This is a genomic window from Candidatus Pelagibacter sp. (assembly GCF_052048095.1).
In the GTDB taxonomy this organism is placed as follows: domain Bacteria; phylum Pseudomonadota; class Alphaproteobacteria; order Pelagibacterales; family Pelagibacteraceae; genus Pelagibacter.
The window spans coordinates 16,132-34,475 of the sequence record NZ_JBNAKG010000001.1 but is presented as its reverse complement, the minus strand read 5'-3'; the positions used below and the strand labels follow the sequence as shown (position 1 = coordinate 34,475).

The 18,344-nt window shown below is 29.4% G+C and carries 15 protein-coding genes, 1 rRNA gene and 1 riboswitch; of the genes, 7 read left to right on the top strand and 9 right to left on the bottom strand.

Features of this window, described 5'->3' with window-relative positions:
• Positions 1 to 104: 104 nt before the first annotated feature.
• A 23S ribosomal RNA gene (locus tag ACTT9P_RS00165) occupies positions 105 to 2,857 on the top strand.
• Between the two features lie 33 nt (positions 2,858 to 2,890).
• On the opposite strand, the gene ACTT9P_RS00160 is transcribed toward ACTT9P_RS00165, so the two are convergent.
• Entirely contained in the window at positions 2,891 to 3,379 is a 489-nt protein-coding gene (locus ACTT9P_RS00160) for a DUF6580 family putative transport protein (RefSeq protein WP_440908677.1), read from the bottom strand.
• Between the two features lie 35 nt (positions 3,380 to 3,414).
• Positions 3,415 to 5,280 (bottom strand): TonB-dependent receptor plug domain-containing protein, encoded by a 1,866-nt coding sequence (locus ACTT9P_RS00155; RefSeq protein WP_440908676.1) that lies wholly within the window; start codon positions 5,278 to 5,280, stop codon positions 3,415 to 3,417.
• Between the two features lie 95 nt (positions 5,281 to 5,375).
• Positions 5,376 to 5,456, bottom strand: a riboswitch (adenosylcobalamin-variant (AdoCbl-variant) riboswitch).
• A 60-nt stretch (positions 5,457 to 5,516) separates the two neighbouring features.
• Between ACTT9P_RS00155 and ACTT9P_RS00150 the strand changes: the two genes are divergently transcribed.
• On the top strand, positions 5,517 to 7,328 hold the full coding sequence (locus ACTT9P_RS00150; protein WP_440908675.1) for a B12-binding domain-containing radical SAM protein: 1,812 nt from the start codon (positions 5,517 to 5,519) through the stop codon (positions 7,326 to 7,328).
• Positions 7,329 to 7,331: 3 nt separating this feature from the next.
• Positions 7,332 to 8,207, top strand: coding sequence for a glycosyltransferase family 2 protein (locus tag ACTT9P_RS00145; RefSeq protein ID WP_440908674.1), 876 nt, complete (start codon positions 7,332 to 7,334; stop codon positions 8,205 to 8,207).
• A 5-nt stretch (positions 8,208 to 8,212) separates the two neighbouring features.
• Here the strand turns inward: ACTT9P_RS00145 and ACTT9P_RS00140 are convergent, their stop codons facing one another.
• Genes ACTT9P_RS00140 through ACTT9P_RS00110 form a run of 7 tightly spaced genes read right to left on the bottom strand, consistent with a single transcriptional unit; the run spans position 8,213 to position 14,608 of the window.
• Positions 8,213 to 9,112 carry a hypothetical protein gene (locus ACTT9P_RS00140; RefSeq protein WP_440908673.1) on the bottom strand — a complete coding sequence of 300 codons (900 nt, stop codon included), beginning with the start codon at positions 9,110 to 9,112 and terminating at the stop codon, positions 8,213 to 8,215.
• Positions 9,113 to 9,115: 3 nt separating this feature from the next.
• Positions 9,116 to 9,910 carry a 1-deoxy-D-xylulose-5-phosphate synthase N-terminal domain-containing protein gene (locus ACTT9P_RS00135; protein WP_440908672.1) on the bottom strand — a complete coding sequence of 265 codons (795 nt, stop codon included), beginning with the start codon at positions 9,908 to 9,910 and terminating at the stop codon, positions 9,116 to 9,118.
• Entirely contained in the window at positions 9,894 to 11,573 is a 1,680-nt protein-coding gene (locus ACTT9P_RS00130; protein ID WP_440908671.1) for a thiamine pyrophosphate-binding protein, read from the bottom strand. The genes ACTT9P_RS00135 and ACTT9P_RS00130 overlap by 17 nt, the downstream gene beginning before the upstream one ends.
• A gap of 14 nt (positions 11,574 to 11,587) precedes the next feature.
• The gene (locus ACTT9P_RS00125) at positions 11,588 to 12,466 is read right to left on the bottom strand and encodes a hypothetical protein (RefSeq protein WP_440908670.1); all 879 of its coding nucleotides are present in this window, start codon (positions 12,464 to 12,466) and stop codon (positions 11,588 to 11,590) included.
• The gene (locus tag ACTT9P_RS00120) at positions 12,463 to 12,999 is read right to left on the bottom strand and encodes a hypothetical protein (protein WP_440908669.1); all 537 of its coding nucleotides are present in this window, start codon (positions 12,997 to 12,999) and stop codon (positions 12,463 to 12,465) included. Before ACTT9P_RS00120 ends, ACTT9P_RS00125 begins: the two co-directional genes overlap by 4 nt.
• 7 nt (positions 13,000 to 13,006) lie before the next feature.
• Positions 13,007 to 13,600 carry a thiamine pyrophosphate-dependent enzyme gene (locus ACTT9P_RS00115; protein ID WP_440908668.1) on the bottom strand — a complete coding sequence of 198 codons (594 nt, stop codon included), beginning with the start codon at positions 13,598 to 13,600 and terminating at the stop codon, positions 13,007 to 13,009.
• Complete coding sequence (locus ACTT9P_RS00110; protein WP_440908667.1) at positions 13,601 to 14,608, bottom strand: GDP-mannose 4,6-dehydratase; 1,008 nt, start codon at positions 14,606 to 14,608, stop codon at positions 13,601 to 13,603.
• 56 nt (positions 14,609 to 14,664) lie between these two features.
• On the opposite strand from ACTT9P_RS00110, the gene ACTT9P_RS00105 reads away from it, so the two are divergent.
• The 4 genes from ACTT9P_RS00105 to ACTT9P_RS00090 all read left to right on the top strand — a co-directional run bounded on the left by ACTT9P_RS00105 (position 14,665) and on the right by ACTT9P_RS00090 (position 18,343).
• Complete coding sequence (locus ACTT9P_RS00105) at positions 14,665 to 15,579, top strand: hypothetical protein (RefSeq protein ID WP_440908666.1); 915 nt, start codon at positions 14,665 to 14,667, stop codon at positions 15,577 to 15,579.
• A 1-nt stretch (position 15,580) separates the two neighbouring features.
• On the top strand, positions 15,581 to 16,369 hold the full coding sequence (locus ACTT9P_RS00100; RefSeq protein WP_440908665.1) for an SDR family NAD(P)-dependent oxidoreductase: 789 nt from the start codon (positions 15,581 to 15,583) through the stop codon (positions 16,367 to 16,369).
• Between the two features lie 106 nt (positions 16,370 to 16,475).
• The gene (locus ACTT9P_RS00095) at positions 16,476 to 17,333 is read left to right on the top strand and encodes a glycosyltransferase family 2 protein (RefSeq protein WP_440908664.1); all 858 of its coding nucleotides are present in this window, start codon (positions 16,476 to 16,478) and stop codon (positions 17,331 to 17,333) included.
• Positions 17,330 to 18,343 carry a glycosyltransferase family A protein gene (locus ACTT9P_RS00090; RefSeq protein ID WP_440908663.1) on the top strand — a complete coding sequence of 338 codons (1,014 nt, stop codon included), beginning with the start codon at positions 17,330 to 17,332 and terminating at the stop codon, positions 18,341 to 18,343. The genes ACTT9P_RS00095 and ACTT9P_RS00090 overlap by 4 nt, the downstream gene beginning before the upstream one ends.
• Position 18,344 lies beyond the last annotated feature (1 nt).

Genomic DNA, 18,344 nt, shown 5'->3' with positions numbered 1-18,344 from the left:
AAAATTTAATAATATCAATATCTATATCCGAACATTAACAATTTGTTATCAAGTTAATGTTCAAATAAAAATTTGATTCAACACAGAATTTTTTTCTGTGCATAAATCAAGCGTTTAAGGGCGTGTGGCGGATGCCTTGGCACTGAAAGCCGATGAAGGACGTGATATACTGCGATAAGTTTCGGGGAGCTGTATGTAAGTTTTGATCCGAAAATTTCCGAATGGGGAAACCCACCACTTTATGTGGTACTTTAAACTGAATACATAGGTTTAAAGAGACAACCTGGAGAACTGAAACATCTAAGTAACCAGAGGAATAGAAATCAATTGAGATTCCGTTAGTAGTGGCGAGCGAACGCGGAACAGGCCAGTAATTTAATTAAAAAAATTTGAATAGTTTGGAAAAGCTAACCAGAGAGGGTGATAGTCCCGTATGAGTAATGTTTAATTAAATTCTTGAGTAAAGCGGGACACGTGAAATCCTGCTCGAATATAGGGGGACCACCCTCTAAGCCTAAATACTCTTCAGTGACCGATAGTGAACTAGTACCGTGAGGGAAAGGTGAAAAGAACCCCTATTAGGGGAGTGAAATAGAACCTGAAACCGCATGCCTACAATCAGTCGAAGCTCTTTTTAGAGTGACGGCGTACCTTTTGTATAATGGGTCAGTGACTTAATTTATTAAGCAAGCTTAAGCCATCTAGGTGTAGGCGCAGCGAAAGCAAGTCTTAATAGGGCGATAAGTTTAATGAATTAGACCCGAAAACGAATGAGCTTACCATGAGCAGGTTGAAAGTAAGGTAACACTTACCGGAGGACCGAACCAGTTGACGTTGAAAAGTCTTTGGATGACTTGTGGTAAGGGGTGAAAGGCCAACCAAATTCGTAGATAGCTGGTTTTCCGCGAAAACTATTTAGGTAGTGCGATGAATAAATAGATGCTTAGAGGTAGAGCACTAAATGGGCTAGGGGGAAGAGATTCTTACCAAACCTAATAAAACTCCGAATGCTAAGTATTGTTCTTCATCAGACAGACTGTGGGTGCTAAGGTCCATGGTCGAGAGGGAAAGAGCCCAGACCACCAGATAAGGTCCCCAAATTATGATTAAGTGTGAAAGGATGTGGAAATTCCTTAACAGCCGGGAGGTTGGCTTAGAAGCAGCCATCCTTTAAAGATAGCGTAACAGCTCACCGGTCTAATAGAGTTTCTGCGCCGAAGATGTAACGGGGCTAAAATCATATACCGAATCTGTGGGTTTATAAAGTTTTCGAACTTTATAAGCGGTAGCGGAACGTTCTGTAAGCCTGTGAAGGGATACTCGTGAGAGATCCTGGAGGTATCAGAAGTGCGAATGCTGACATAAGTAACGATAAAAGAAGTGAAAAACTTCTTCGCCGAAAATCCAAGGGTTTCTGCGCAAGGTTAATCCGCGCAGAGTTAGTCGGCACCTAAGGCGAGGGCGAAAGCCGTAGTCGATGGAAATAAGGTTAATATTCCTTAACCAGATGGTAGTGACGGATCTTGTAAGTTGTGAGTTCTTAATGGATTGAGCTTGCCGCGAAAAGGTTCCAAGAAATAGCTCCATCATTAGACCGTACCCTAAACCGACACAGGTGGATTAATAGAGTATATTTAGGCGCTTGAGAGAATGATGTTGAAGGAACTCGGCAAAATGCTTCCGTAACTTCGGAATAAGGAAGACCTGTTTTTAGGCAACTAGAGATGGGTGGCACAAGCCAGGGAGAAGCGACTGTTTATCAAAAACACAGGGCTCTGCTAACACGTAAGTGGATGTATAGGGTCTGACGCCTGCCCGGTGCTGGAAGGTTAATGCGATGGGTGCAAGCTCATTTCTGAAGCCCCAGTAAACGGCGGCCGTAACTATAACGGTCCTAAGGTAGCGAAATTCCTTGTCGGGTAAGTTCCGACCTGCATGAATGGCGTAACGATTTCTCCGCTGTCTCCAACATCAACTCAGTGAAATTGAATTCTCCGTGAAGATGCGGAGTTCGCGTAGTTAGACGGAAAGACCCCGTGCACCTTTACTGCAACTTTACATTGGTATTAGGAAAAACATATTTAGTATAGGAGGGAGACATTGAAGCAAAGGCGTCAGCTTTTGTGGAGTCACCAGTGAAATACCTCTTTTGTTTTTCTTGGTATCTAACTGATTGCCGTCATCCGGCATCAAGACATTGTATGGTGGGTAGTTTGACTGGGGCGGTCGCCTCCCAAATAGTAACGGAGGCGTGCGAAGGTAAGCTCAGAACGGTCAGAAATCGTTCGTAGAGTGCAATGGCATAAGCTTGCCTGACTGTGAGACTGACAAGTCGAGCAGAGTCGAAAGACGGTCATAGTGATCCGGTGGTTCTGAGTGGAAGGGCCATCGCTCAACGGATAAAAGGTACGCCGGGGATAACAGGCTGATACTGCCCAAGAGCTCATATCGACGGCAGTGTTTGGCACCTCGATGTCGGCTCATCACATCCTGGGGCTGGAGCAGGTCCCAAGGGTTTGGCTGTTCGCCAATTAAAGTGGTACGTGAGCTGGGTTCAGAACGTCGTGAGACAGTTCGGTCCCTATCTGCTATGCGTGTAGAAGAATTGAGAGGAGTTGACCCTAGTACGAGAGGACCGGGTTGAACATACCACTGGTGGACCGGTTGTAGCGCCAGCTGCAGTGCCGGGTAGCTAAGTATGGACGAGATAACTGCTGAAAGCATCTAAGCGGGAAACTCACCTCAAAACTAGTTCTTCCAATAGAGCCGTGGTAGACCACCACGTTGATAGGCTGGATGTGGAAGCGCAGTAATGCGTGCAGCTGACCAGTACTAATAGCTCAATTGGCTTGATTTATGCACTGAAAAAAATTTTTGATTTATAGATATATTATTTAATTAATCTTATTGACGTTCTTCCATACAATTTGTTTACAGTCTCTATTATTGCGGAAAATAACAAAGTTGAAATTAACGTATTTCCAAAAAAAGGTAACGCTAAAATATAACAACTAACAAGCCCGCTTAGAGTATATCCGTATGAACCATTTATCCACACACCAAGGTTAGTTAATAAATAAAATATTGTTGCACCACAAAATACTCCTAATAATCTTATTAAAACAGATTGATATAAATATTTTGATAAAAAACCAATAGCGAACACACTTGCAAATGTAAAAAGCATTGTTGAATGGAAACCAATAATTATGTCTGTCAAAAAAAGAGCCAAGATAACAATCGGTATGAATTTAATTCCAAAAAAAGCCGGGATATAAAAACTTAAAGCTAAAAGACTAGTAAAATTAGGAGGATGGGGGATAAATCTACTTGCTGAAAGTGCAATAAGAATTCCTAAGGCTACTTTTATGTAGTTCATATTATTAATTAACACTTTAATTTAACAATACAAGTTTAATATTTGAATCCAATTTTAAACATCCTTTGTTCTTGATTAAATCCGTGAGGTCTTTGAAAATTTTCATCTAAAAGATTTGTTATTTTAAAATAAATAATATTATTTTTATTTTCTTTATTTAAAGATAAATCTAATAAATCTGTGCTATCAACCTCAATCGTATTAAAAGTACTACTATGAGTATCAAAATGTTTTCCATAATGATTATAGTTTAGCCCAAATTTTAGATCATTAAAATATTGGTTTCTAATTTTTTTTGAAAAATTTATTCCAAAATTTTTTTCTGGCCTTCTAAGCTGTGGTGCTCCATTTTCTTTTTTAGAACTAAGTGATGATGTAAATATTTCTAAATTGGTTTTATTTTTTTGATATGTAATTTTTGCATTCACACCAGATTGATTGAGATCTACATCATCATCATCGTTAACATACTTATTTGATACATATTCTATATTATTTTTAACGTTTGATCTAAAAGACCTTAAAGATAACTTAGTATTTTCAATAAATTTATAATCAAGGTAAATTTCATAAGTATTACTTTTTTCAGGTTTAAGGTTCCTATTACCCGAATAACCAAAATTGTCTGTACCATATAGTTCATATAAGGTCGGATTTCTCAAACCGTTCATATAGCTTGTTCCTACTATAAACTTATCCAAATTATACTGGTAATTAATTTTGTAAGTTAAATTATTTCCTGTCGTTTTGTGTTTGTCATTTCTTGTAAAAACTGAAATATTCGACCTTTTGAAAATGTTTATACCTACGTTGCCATATAAAGATAAATTGTCAGCATGTCCTTTTGTTGACGCCTCATAAGATCCTTTATTATCAAACTTTCCATTATCATATTTATAATCCGCTCCATAACCAGTTGAAAAATTTTCATTAAAAGTTTTTGAGTAATCATATTTTAATCCAAGCGTACTACTTTTATAGGTATCAATTACTCCTCTCTCATCATACTCTCTATCATAATGATTGTAATAGATTAGATAATCTCTCTTCTTTTTTTTATCGAGATTTTCTAGTCCTAATTGGAATGATCCAAATCGATTATCGCCTTCATAACCAGTTTGATTAATATTTGAATTATCATATTCAGAGACAGTCTTTCTTAAATAATTTGTGAAAAATAATCTTGTATTATCATTTAAATAATTTTGGTAATTTAGATTAAATGAATTATTTTTTACACCATCTTTTTCATCATCTATATTTCCTCTAGCACTAATAGTTTCATGATCCACTTGGCCGAATTTAAAATTTAAAGATGAATTATGATAAATATAAGATTTATTTACAGTTAAATTATAATTATTATTCTTATCTGTAAAAAAAGAATAATAATCCTTAAAATCACCTGTAAGAATAATATTAATTGCACCACCAATTGCATTACTACCAAAATGTGCAGCACTTGAGCCTGGATATATTTCTATTTGTTGAATTGTTTGAATAAAATCAACTCCAAAATCATGTAACCCTTGCGTGGTAGACTGATCATTTATTGGCACACCATTTATCATAACCAAGGTGTGATTAGAACCAGTTCCTCTCATAAATATTGATGCTTGTTGTCCAACAGGTCCAGATCTTGTTATATTTACATCTGAAACTAACTTCATAACATCTACTAGATCGATAGCACCGCTTTCATCTATGGTTTTTTTGTTAATTATAATTTTATTTACTGTCTTTTTAGAGAACTCGGAAGAGTTTGATAAATTTGTAGTAATTTCTAAGCAAGGCCGACTCGCATTATTGTACCATTTACAACTCTCTGAATTTTCCGTTAAGACTTTCTGAGGTAAAAAAAATAGCAACAAGATACAAGAAAAAAGAAAAACTTTAGACATATATTGTTTATTTTACTCCTTTTAAGTAAAAATTAATTTATGCCCTTGTTTTTTTTAAGAATTAGACTCTTCCTGGCCCTCACTCTCAAAGGTCTTAACCGGGTGGCGCTCCGACTTTACGGTTGCAGGTACAGCTTATGAGTTTCACACAAATTTCCCACCATGCATTTCGGCAATATAAACTTATGTTTTTTTTTAAAATTTGTCAATTTTGTAAAATAAAGTATAGATAGCCTATGTTAAAAAATATTTCATTCAAGTTTCCAATAGAAGAAGATATAGAATTATTTAGACAGTCTTTCATTAAAACAATAGGAGAGCAAAAATTTCAAAAAATTTTACTTATTAATCCTCCAGATGGAGATATTGAAATGTTCAATTTAGAAACTGCTAAATTGAAAAGATATCCTAATTATCCACCCTATGGACTAGGTATAATTTCTAATCAATTACTGAAGAGAGGCTATGATGTGGAAATATTAAATCTTAATGATCATTTGCTGACTCAAGCTAATGAGGTAGAAAAATTTGATTATAACAAAATTGTTTTTGAACATTTAAATGAGAGGATTAAAAAATTTAGTCCTGATCTGATTGGTTTAACTTGTATGTTTACTATGACACACAAGTCTCTAAAAAATGTTGTCGATCATATTTATAAAGAGTTTAAAATTCCTATGGCAGTGGGGGGTGTACATATAACAAATTCAATTCAATCAGAGATAACAAAAGAACAATTTATAAATGATTTAAAGAATGTAAATTATTTTTTCTTATTCGAATCAGAAATCGCTTTTGCAGATTTCATTAATACAATTAATAATTCAAAGGGTAATATCGAGTTTCTTAGACAAATTGTTTTTCGAGATATAGATGGAAAGCTTTTTGAAATAGACGACAGAGTTGTGCCTAGCGGGGAGGATTTAGATATATCACCCAACCATTCCATGATGCCCGCTAATAATTTTGGTAAATATGGTAAAATTGGAAGTTTTGCTTATTTAAAAAAATCCGATGCAAAATTTTCAACAGTGCTAAGTAATAGAGGTTGCAGAGCGAGCTGTACTTTCTGTAGCGTAAGAAATTTTAATGGTAAGAAAGTGAGAGCAAGATCTGTTCAATCCGTGATTGATGAATTGTTATATTTGCGACATGAACAAGATGTTGATCACATTATGTTCTTAGATGATGATTTGTTATACGATAGAAAAAGAGCTATAGAATTATTTACTCAAATGGATAAACAAGACGTAAATATTACTTGGGATGCATCCAATGGAATAATATGCTCTGCTATAACTGAAGAAGTTATAGAATCAGCTTATAAGGGGGGATGTATAGGAGTATATCTAGGAATGGAGTCAGGAAATCCACAAATATTAAAACAAATTCGAAAACCAGGAACAGTAAAAAATTTTTTGAATGCAGCTGAAATACTTAAAAAATACCCTCATATAAATACTAGAGTTCTCTTAATGATTGGTTTTCCAAATGAAACTTTTTCCAATATTTATGACACTGTTAAAGTAAGCTTAGAAATGGATTTAGATTGGTACCAAGTTTCTCCTTTACAACCTTTGCCTAATACCCCTATTTTTGATCAAATGTCTAGTGATGGACTATTGTCTGAACAAAAAACATCAGAGGTAAAATATATTGGCGGAAGTTATGGTGGTAATAGAAAAGCTGCAGAAAAAGATAAGAATGCTGAAGCATTACTAGGAAATTTTATGAATGTATTTAGTTCAAATTTGAATGATGTTCCATCTAAAGATCAAATCAGAGATGTTTGGTCTTATATGAACTATACTTTAAACTATGAAAGATTAAAGAAAATTGAAAACCCTATAAAAATAGAACAAGCTCAAAAATACCTTGAATACATTGCAAATATTGTTGCTCCGAATGATCCTATAGTTTGGTACTATTTAGATCATTTAGAAACAAAATTAAAAAAAGATAATAGTAAATCAAAACAAAAAGTATTAAATATCATCAAAGACAATCCAAATTGGAAGAGTAAATTATCAGAATTAAATTTAATTTAATAAATGATCTCATTTATTTGTCCAAGCATTAGACCAAAATATTGGAAGTTTATCAGCAAAGAAATACACGATGATGATTTTCAGTACGAAATAATTTTTATTGGACCTAAGAAGAGCTATGCAGATAGTTTACCGCCAAATTGTAAATTTATAAAAACTTTTGTAAAACCAAGCCAATGCTTTCAAATTGGAGCCTTGAATAGCAAATATGATTTAATCTGTTTATTATCAGACGATATAAGTTTTTCTAAAAAAAATATTCTTCAACAAATTAATAAAAATAAAAAATTAATTAATAGTAAAAAATTATTATCTCTTAAACTTAAATCATACGGAGTTAAAACATGGGTTCCAGAAAAAGAATACAACTACATGCAATTACCCGTGGCACCGATTATAGAAAAAAAATTATTTTTTGAAGTTGGTGGAATCGATAAAGGTTTTTTAGCTACATTTTATGATTTAGATCTTTATTTGAGAATTTTGTCAAAAGGATATCAAATTAAGTACTTAGATATTATTATAGAAGAAAGAGAAAGGAACATCATTGAACCATCACTGTACAATCGAAACTCTAATTTTGATAAAAAATACTTTCAGAGATTATGGTTTAGAAAAGGAAAATTTAATTTAAAGAGAGTTAAAAAAGTTAAAAAATTTAAAGAAAAAAATTTAATAAATTTTACTCAGCCTCCTTATGGTAAGTGGAAAAATAATGGTGATTTAATCAATAATTTAAAATATAACTATGTTTACTTCTTTCTAGATAAGATTTTAAGACTAGAGTTTAGTTTTGTTTACAACATCTATTTAAAAACAAAACATTTGATGATTGTAAAATATCTCGCTAAAATGTTTAAAGAAATCAGATCTTCTTAATAAAATTAAACAATTTTTTCTAACGACTTTCTATCAATTTTTAATTTAAATAAGATTTTTTCTCTATTATCACTGTAAATGAAATATTGTTTGTCTTTAATACATAATGTTTTTATTTTTGCTTTTATTTTTCCCTTATTAAATATGTTTAATATTATTGGTAAAATACCACCATATTCTGTATTCTCATCGTAGATCACTATTTCATCATATTTAGAACAAATATTAATAAATTTTTTGTGATTAAAATTTTTTAACCTAAACAAATTTAACACATCAATTTTTTTTTTATCTGATACTTCATTAGCTATTTTACAAAAATAGCCAGAGGTAATGATCACTTTTTTTGAAGTTTTATTTTTTTTAGTAAATTGGAAGCCTTGATCTAAATTGTAAATTATATTTGAATTATAATTTTGAACACCTTTTTCTAATCTCACATATACAGGCCCTTTAATTTTGAATAAGTTTTTAGATACAATATTAGCTAAATTATTATCTGAAATATTTATTATTTCAAATTCAGGAATTAGATTGAATAATTGAATATCCTGTATTCCATGATGGGTAGGGCCGTCATTAGAAAATGAAAAACCAGGACCTACTCCAATTATCTTACAATTAGAATTATGACTTGCTATATTAAATTTTAATTGTTCATAACACCTAAAAGTCAAAAAGGTGCAGAAACCATAAACTAAAGCTTTTTTGTTATAAACCCCTAAACCTGCAGCCATATTTACTAAGTTTTGTTCAGCAACGCCTGCATCAATAAATCTTTTATTTGTTTTTATTGACTGAAGACTGTAGACGTCAGCATCATTAGTCAAAATATGCATTTTTTTATCTTTTAAAAATTGATCCCTAATATTTTCAAAAAAAATGTCTCTTATATCTTTTTTCATATTTTAGCTTTGTAGATTTTTTAACACTTGTGTAATTAATTTTTTATCAGGTTGTCCATGACTATATTTTAAGCTATTTTCAAATTCTGGAATTCCATTTCCCTTAATGGTATCAAAAATAGCCAATGATGACTTACTTTTATCAATTATTTCTAAGTATTTAAAAATATCTTTTAAATTATGACCATTGCCTCTATAAATATTCAAATCAAGCTGATTTAATATTTTTTTATCTAATACTTCTTTTTTTTCTATAAAACTACTTGCTGATAGTCTATTTCTGTCAATGATAATATGAACATTCTTAATCTTTTTCTCAGAAATAAAAAATAATCCTTCCCAAACAGATCCTTCATCAATTTCAGCATCTCCAACGATAGTAATAATCTTTTTATTAGGGTTAGCTATAGCCATCCCTATTGAGACACCTATTGAATGTCCTAATGAACCAGTACTCCAATCAACATATTTGCAATTATAAGTGTCTAATTGGCCTCCAAATTTATGTTTTTTAATTTGACTAAAATATTTTTTTTCACTCAATAAATTTAGATCCATCAATATTGTATAAAATATTCCTAATGCGTGACCTTTGCTCAAAATAAATTTATTTCTAGTTTTTGATGTTTTGGTCAAGTCAATTTTTTTAGTATAGATCAAGCAAACGATTATATCTAAAATTGATAGACTACCACCTATGTGATATTTTACTCCTTTGCTTATTAGCTTTAAAAAGTTAAATCTTATTTCTCTAATTTTTTTTTTTAATTTAAGTATTTTTTTAGAATTCTTTACCATAAATTTTTTGATTAGGGTCTGTAACAACTTCAATTAAGTATGGCTGATTGTTAGAAAGAATTTTTTTTAATTTGGAATTTATTTCTTTTTCTTTGCTTATTATTTCATATTTAAGATCAAATGCTTTAGCTATTTGGTGAAAATTTAGAGTGCCTACACCGGTTAGATCTTCTGTATCAAGTCTATTACCAGCAAAGAAATTATCTTGCCATTTTTTCATTGAAACATAACCGCCGTTATTAATTACAAATGTTTTAATATTAAGCTTATAATGTGAAATTGTTTTAAGTTCTTGAATATTAAGTTCTATTGATCCATCTCCTGTTACTGAGAGTACTTGACTTTTCTTATCACTAACAGCTGCTCCAATTGACAAAGGCAAAGATAGCCCCATTGCTGCATTAGCCCCTGAAGATATTTCTTTGCCACCATTATTGAAATGCCAAGCTTGTCCACCAATATAATAGTTTGATCCTGCATCGGTAACTAGGGTATGTTTTTTTGTACATTTGTTTCCTAATAAATACATAAACCTATAAAGGTCTATTGGATTTTTTTTACTATAAAGGTTTGGAATTACATCTTTGGTTTTTTGGATATTGCAAAATTTCACCCAATCATCAAAATTTGGAAATTTTATTTTTGAAGCTATTTCCAAAAATTTAGGTATAAAAGTTTCTAGATCCGCAGTAACTTTTTGATTTATTGTTTTTAAATCTAAATTTAATTCATCTTTATCGTTATTAATCGATACACAATATGCATTTTTTGCAAAAGTTTTAGGATTTCCTAAGCAAAAAGTTGGTGAAAACCTATTGCCAAAAGAAATTAAAAGATCACAGTCATCCGTAACTTTTTTTGAATGAGGAACTCCTTTTATGCCACATAAACCAAGGTTTTGTTTATGTGAATAGGGAAATAAGTCATTAGCAAACCTAGTTGTAATAAAAGGAATTTTTGTTTTTGATAGTAATTTTTTAAAATTTTTTAATTGATCTGATTGTTTTAATCCATTTCCAATCGCAAATAGAGGTTTTTTTGAATTTTTAATTTTTTCAATTATTTTAATAATATCTTTAGTATTATTTTTTGTATTTTTTTTAGGAGGATAGTATTTCTTAAGTTTATTCGGGCTCTTAATTTTAGCTGACTGAATATCTAATGGTACTTCAATCCAAACAGGACCAGGTCTACCAGATCTTGCCAAGTATAGAGCCTTTTGGATCAGGTACAAACATTTATTAGGATTATCTATCTTGATTGCATATTTTGTTATTTTATCTAAGATTCTTGTTATACTAAACTCTGCTGTGCCAAGTGTTCTAATATTTAAATTTTTATAAGTATCAGCACAAAATCTATTTTCTACTTGGCCACTTATTACAATTATTGGTGCACTATCTACAAATGCTTCCGCTAATCCAGGTAAAGCATTAGTTGCACCTGGACCTGCTGTTACACAGACCGCGCCCATTTGATTTTTTGCCTTTGCATATGCTTCAGCCATCATAGGCGCTGCAGCTTCATTTCTTGCCGCATAGTACTTTATACCAGTTTGTTCAATTGCATCATTTAGATACATCGCACCATAACCAGTAAGCATAAAAATATCTTTAATTGAATTTTTTTTTAACTCTAAAGCAATTATTTCTGCAACATTCATATAATTTAAAATTCTTATATCATTTTAAATTTTTTTAAAATACTATTTATATAATAACGCCGTGTATTGTTAGTAATACCAATTATAAAAAATAATATTTTTGAAAACCTATTGTCAATGAATTTAAAATAATATTTGTTATTATAAAGCCATTTCCCTAGATTTCCTTGAGGTTTATTTATAAGTTTTGGAGAATTGTCAAATTTTTGAATTATTTCATTTCTTTTTTTTGATAGGTATGGTTTTTTTTTATTTTTCACCCAAAATTTATCTAAATTATTTCTATCATGGTTCCAGTAAGTAGGTAGGAGATTGTTAGATTTATTATGTTTTTTATTTTCATCAACAAATATTTTCGAATAATAAAAATCTAATTTACATGATTGTCTTAACCTTAAGTATAAATCTATATCCGACAAAACTGCAATAAATGTTTTATCGTAACCCCCAACTCTTATTATATCTTTTTTTTTCATTAAAGGTGCAATAGGCAAATTAGTAGAATCATCCCAAGGTAGATAATTATATTCATAATTTTTTGAAGGCACTCCATTCACGCTATATTTGCAAGAAATTAATTTTTTGGGATTTGATTTAGTTTTTTTATATAAATAATAAAGTGGATCATTATGACCTTTTAATAAACAATCATCTGCCATTTGAATTAAATAATTGCCTGTGGAATAAAACAAACCTAACTGCAAACAATGAGTGGGTTTTAGATATGATTCAATGAATTTAACCTTTTTTTTAACCTTTCTTTTATTAACCTTAAAAGGTCCAATAAATATTATTTCGTAGTCTATTTTTTTAGACGATAAGTTCTTAATAATACTATTTAAGTTATTAGGATTATTAGTGGGAATAATTACACTTATTTTATCATTGTTCATTTTTGATTATAAAAATCACCATGTTCAATAAATAAGTATGAGTGTTTGTTTTTATCATTGTATGCTTTTTTAAAAGCAGGGAATATTTGTTTTGGTGTGTTTAGAAAAACTACTTTTACTTCAGTTAAAGTTTTTTTAAAAATTTCTGTATAGTCTTGAGTATGTTGTGGGCCACCGTTTAGAGGGTTTTTTGATCCAATAGAAGTTCTAATAATTACTTGTGGCTTAATCTCACCTCGAGACATTAATCTTATTTTGTCGAGATGATTTACGAGTTGATTAAAAGCCAAAATTAAAAAATCAAACCTTGGGTAACAAGTTATAGGAATGTAACCGTTCATAGCTAAACCCAAAGACATGCCCATCTGTGCGTCTTCAAATACTGGCATTTCTAATTTTTTTTTCTTAGGAACTCCAACTAGCGTATTGTAAATGGCATTTCCAGAAAATTCTACAGACTGACCTAGAAACAGTGTATTTGGTTTCTTAGCAAGATAATTCATTGATTTAATTAATTCATTTTTGTATTTCATAATTTGCTTAAAATAAAATCCAACCACCAGTTCCATGGTGAGGAAATTTCCTTTTGTATTTATAATAGATAATATCTTTTGGTATTTTACTTTTTTTAATCCAAACTTTTTTAGTGGGCGTATTTGTACTTAGTCCATTATCTTCAATCACAAATTTTATCGGTAGTTTATGATTTTTAGCGTATTTATAACATTCATGAAATATACCAGTCTCAAAAGTCATATCACCAATAAACACCCAAACTTTGCTGGAGTTAGATTTTTTTTTTATTTTAAGAGATTTTGCTACACCTAAAGCAATTGGTATTATTCCAGCTACAATAGCTGAGGAATAGAATCTATGTTTTATATTATTTATTCCCATACTCCTTCCAGCAATTATTTCTTTTTTTAACCAATCTTTTGGTATACCTTTTAGAAGAGCATGATAATGATTTCTCCATGTTGAAAACACCCAATCATTTTTTTTTATATTTTTAAATATTTTTATCAACTGATCCTCATTATTTCCTGATAAATGAATAGGGGCTCTTATTTTACCAGCTTCATAGATCTTTTTTATTTCTAACTCGAAATCAATTAATTCTTTTTTAGTAATCATTTATCTATCTAGATAATTATTTTTTTGGACCTTGTCTCTCCAATAATTCAATAAGTCAAGCATTGTTTTTTCAAATTTAATCTTAGGTTTCCAGCCAGTATGTTTTTGAAACTTTAAGGTATTTGGAACTTGAAGGTCAGCATCAATTGGTCTTAATCTATTCTTATCTGTCATGATTTTTATTTTTTTAACTTTTGACAATGAAACTAAATAATTAAGCATTTCACCTACTGTGCAAGTAAAATTGCCCCCAATATTATAGGCTTCGCCAGGTATTGGTCTTTTTGTTAATAGCATGAAATATGCTCTGACCGCATCTCTTACATCAGCAAATGTTCTCAGAGACTTTAAATTTCCAACTTTAATTATAGGTGGAATTTTTTTTCTCTCAATCAAAGCTATCTGTTTAGCAAATGTTGACTCTGCAAATACATCTCCTCTTCTTGGTCCTGTATGAGTAAACATTCGAGTAACCAAAATTTTTAAATTAAATGCCTCATAAAAATATCTTCCAATTAAATCTGTCCCCACTTTTGATATTGCATAGGGTGAAGCTGGATGGAAATTACACTTTTCATCTATTGGCAATTTATCTTTGGGAACTTTACCAAAAATTTCTGATGAAGAACAAACATGAATATATGGATTATATTTTGATTTATTAATTGCATTTAACAAATTATATGTTCCAATAATATTAGTTTCTAATGTAAGATTTCCTTCTGTAAAACTTGTTTTCGGATAACTTTGAGCTGCCAAATGAAAGACATAATCTGGTTTTGATAATTCTATACAGTCAACCAGCGAGCTATAGTCATTTAAATCTCCATAAATAAACTTCAAATTAGAATTTTTTTTATTTGCAATGTTTAACAAATGATCAATGTTATCCAATGGACTTCTCCATCTTGATAATCCATAAATTTTCCAATTGGTATTTTTAAGTAAATAATCTGCTAGGTGCGAGCCAACCATTCCAGTTATTCCAGTTATAAGTGCAGATTTCATATGATAATAATTTTTGTGCTATAAAATTTAAATTAATTAAGTATACATTCAATAATATGAAAATAAATATAAAAATTTTATCAGAGCTATTTAAAACAAATAAATCAGAAATTAAAAATTTTTGCTCTCATTTAGTTAAAAAAAAAATTATCTTTAACTATATTAAAGGCGAAGAGAGAGACAAAGTTCTTGTTGATATATTAAAAAGAATAAGACTTGATAGTCAAATTATTGCTGGGAAAGGTAGAACTGAGAAATGGCATAATGGCTGGGGAGAAGCCCTTTCTTTATATAAAAAATCAAATTCATTAACACCAAAATTTTATACAGCAAGAGAGAATAAATATTTTAGACTCGGTGGAGAATTAATCAAAAGTCGATCCCCAAATTTTGAGGTAGAAATGGTAAACATATATAGAAACTGGTATTTTAGAAAATACCTCAAAAATGTAGAAAATATTTATGAGTTTGGCGCTGGTACTGGCCATAATATGGTTGAATTATCTAAGATATTTCCTAATAAAAAACTATATGCATCAGATTTTGTAAGTACTTCAGTAGACTTACTTAAATTGGTTTCAAAAAAGAAAAAATTAAACATGAGATGTTTTCAATTTGATATGATCAAACCAAATAAGAAACTAGAGATTAAAAATAATTCTGCAATATATACGTCTGGAGCTTTAGAACAACTGTCTGGCAAAATCTATGATTTTATAAATTTTGTTATTGCCAAAAAACCTAAAATTGTTTTACATGTAGAACCTGCACCACAATTTTATGACACAAGTAAATTAGTTGATTTTACAGCTGATTTCTTTCAAAGAAAAAGAGGATACACAGATAATTTATTAGAATATTTAAAAAAATTAGAAAAAAAAAATAAAATTAAAATCTTAAAAAAAATGAAAAGTCCGTTTGGTAGCTTAATGATCGAGGGATATAATTTTATTGCTTGGAGACCAAAATAATTTGAATTTTAATCTAAAAAATAAAACTGCTTTTATTTCTGGAGGTACGCATGGAATAGGATTAGCTTGTGCTGAAATATTTGCTAAACATGGTGCTAATATTGTCTCTTTTTCTAGAGATGACAAAAAAATATTGAATACAAAAAAAAAACTTTCAAAATTTAAAACTAAAAGCTTGATAGAAAATGGAGATATTTTAGATAGAGATTTTCCAGATAAATTTTCTCTTAAAGTTTTAAGATATTTTAAAAAAATTGATATTTTAATTCATAATGTTGGTGGTGGTGGTAGATGGGGAAATGATGATTTATTTAAAACGAACAATAAAGTATGGGAGGAAGTTTATGAAAAAAATAACAGAGGAGTTATTCTTTTTTCAAAAAATTTTTTGCCATCTATGATTAAAAATAATTGGGGAAGAGTAATTGCAATTGGTTCAACTTGCGGAATAGAAGCCAAGAAAGGTGATAGAATTTGGTTTAATGCTGCAAAATCTGCTCAACATGCAATAATTAAATCTTTTTCACACAAGCATGCTTTTACAAAAAAAAATATAACTTTTAATTCTATATCTCCAGGCCCAATATTAATTAAAGACACAGGATGGGATTATGAAAAAAAAAAAAATCCAAAAAAATTTAAACAATTTGTTAATTCATATATTCCAACTAAGAAAATTGGAGTATCGGAAGATGTAGCAAAATTATGTTTGTTTATAGCCTCTAATGAATCTAGTTATATTAATGGAAGTAATATTGTGATTGATGGAGGAGTTACCAATGCAATTTAGTAATATTTAAATTGATCGGTAGAAAAATATTAAACATTTTATATTTATTATTTTAAAGTAAGTGAGCGAAGTTCATAATAATAACCAGGTTTTATTATCTTTATTAATGCCAGTGTACAATGGTGAAAAATATTTAAAAGAAACACTAGAATGCGTAACTAGACAAACATTTAGAAATTTTGAATTGATAATTTTAGATAATCAATCAATTGATAATTCCCAAAAAATAATTAAATCATTTCAAAAAAGAGATGAAAGAATCAAATATATTTTGGATACAAAGAAAAGAAATGGTAATGATTGTTTTTCGGTATTGATTAAACATGCTTCTGGAAAATATTTGATCGTTTTAAATGATGATAATTATTTAGATCAAAATTTTTTTTTAAAACTGATTGAAAAAATTCAAGAAACAAACTCAGATATGGTCATCTGTAATGGTTATTATATTAACGAAAATTCAAAAAAAAAAAAAATTTTTTTTAAGAAAAATATTTATTTTAAAGGCAGGCCTAATATTTTTAAAATTATAAATTTCTTTTTTAAGGGTGATGTAATACCATTACTCTTGTCCTCAGTTATACTACAAAAGACTTTTAAAAACATGTTGCCTTATCTTAATTTGAGTAAATTTGAAAATGATGCGGATACTCTTATGGGTATCAAGATATTAAGCAACCTTAAAATTGATGTATTAGAAGAGACACTTTTTTATTGTAGAGTGTATGATTATCATGAAAGATTTCATGAAAATAAGATGCCAAAAAACTTCTTTAGTTTCTTAAAAGAAAAATTAATTCATGATATAAACCTAATTATTTATTCTATTAATGCTGTGTTTAACTCTAAATTAGGCATTATTATAAAAATTATCTTTATCATTTTTTTCCCTCTTCTATTAATTATTAAGAGAATTAAAAATTTTTTAATAGAATGTATTTTAAAATTTAGAAAGTTGATATGAGTGACTTAACAGTAGTAATGATCAATAAAAATTCTGGCAAATATATTAAACAAACATGCTTAAGTATTTTATCACAAAATTTTGATAATTTTAAAGTATATTTGGTTGATAGTGACTCTACTGATAACTCATTAGAAAAAATTAAATTACTAAAAAATGATAAAATCAAAATATTTAATGTAGATAAAAATGTAAATACTTGTGATGCATATTTACATGGAATAAAGAACGTAAATACAAAATATATCACTTTTACAACATCAACAGATGGATATATAGATAATGAATGGTTTAGCACAGCAGTTTTTGAACTCGAGTCTGATCAAAAGCTCTCATTCGTATATGCCAATAGCTTACAAAGGAAAAGAAATCAAAAATTGAACAGTATAAATCAAGAATTTTATTTAAAGTGTAAAATGCCTAGTCATGAAAATTTTTTACCTTTTTATGCCGCAACAGGGTATCACATTAATGAATTAAATTGTGTTTGGTCCACTAAAGTAGTCAAAAACATAATTGAACAGCCAGCTACTAATTTATATTCTTTTGATAGCCAAAATTTAAATTTTGATTTTTTTGAAACATTAGAATTTCTTGCCATTAAAGAAGGTTTTCTTGGAAAGTATATAAATACCATTGCAAATTATGGACGTGAGCACGAAAAAAGTTTGACTGAGAAATTTAATAATATGCAAAATGTTTCAAAAACAAGAAATCAAATTTCAAAAGCAAGAAAAAGATTTATTCTAAAAAATTTAAGAAATTTTATTTTTAAAGATAGGGATATTAATAAAATTTCTTATGTAAATAATTCAATTAAGTTTAATTTTTTTTTTCAATATTTTTTTTATCTCATTTTTTTTCCTCAATTTAAAAAAATAAGACCAATTTACTCTCTACATTTTCTTTTTAGCAAATTAATCAATTTAATTTATCAAAGTTTTTGGTTAGGTTTTTTGAATAAAATTATTGAAGTGTTTAAAAATAAAAAATTTTTTAACTATAAGTAGA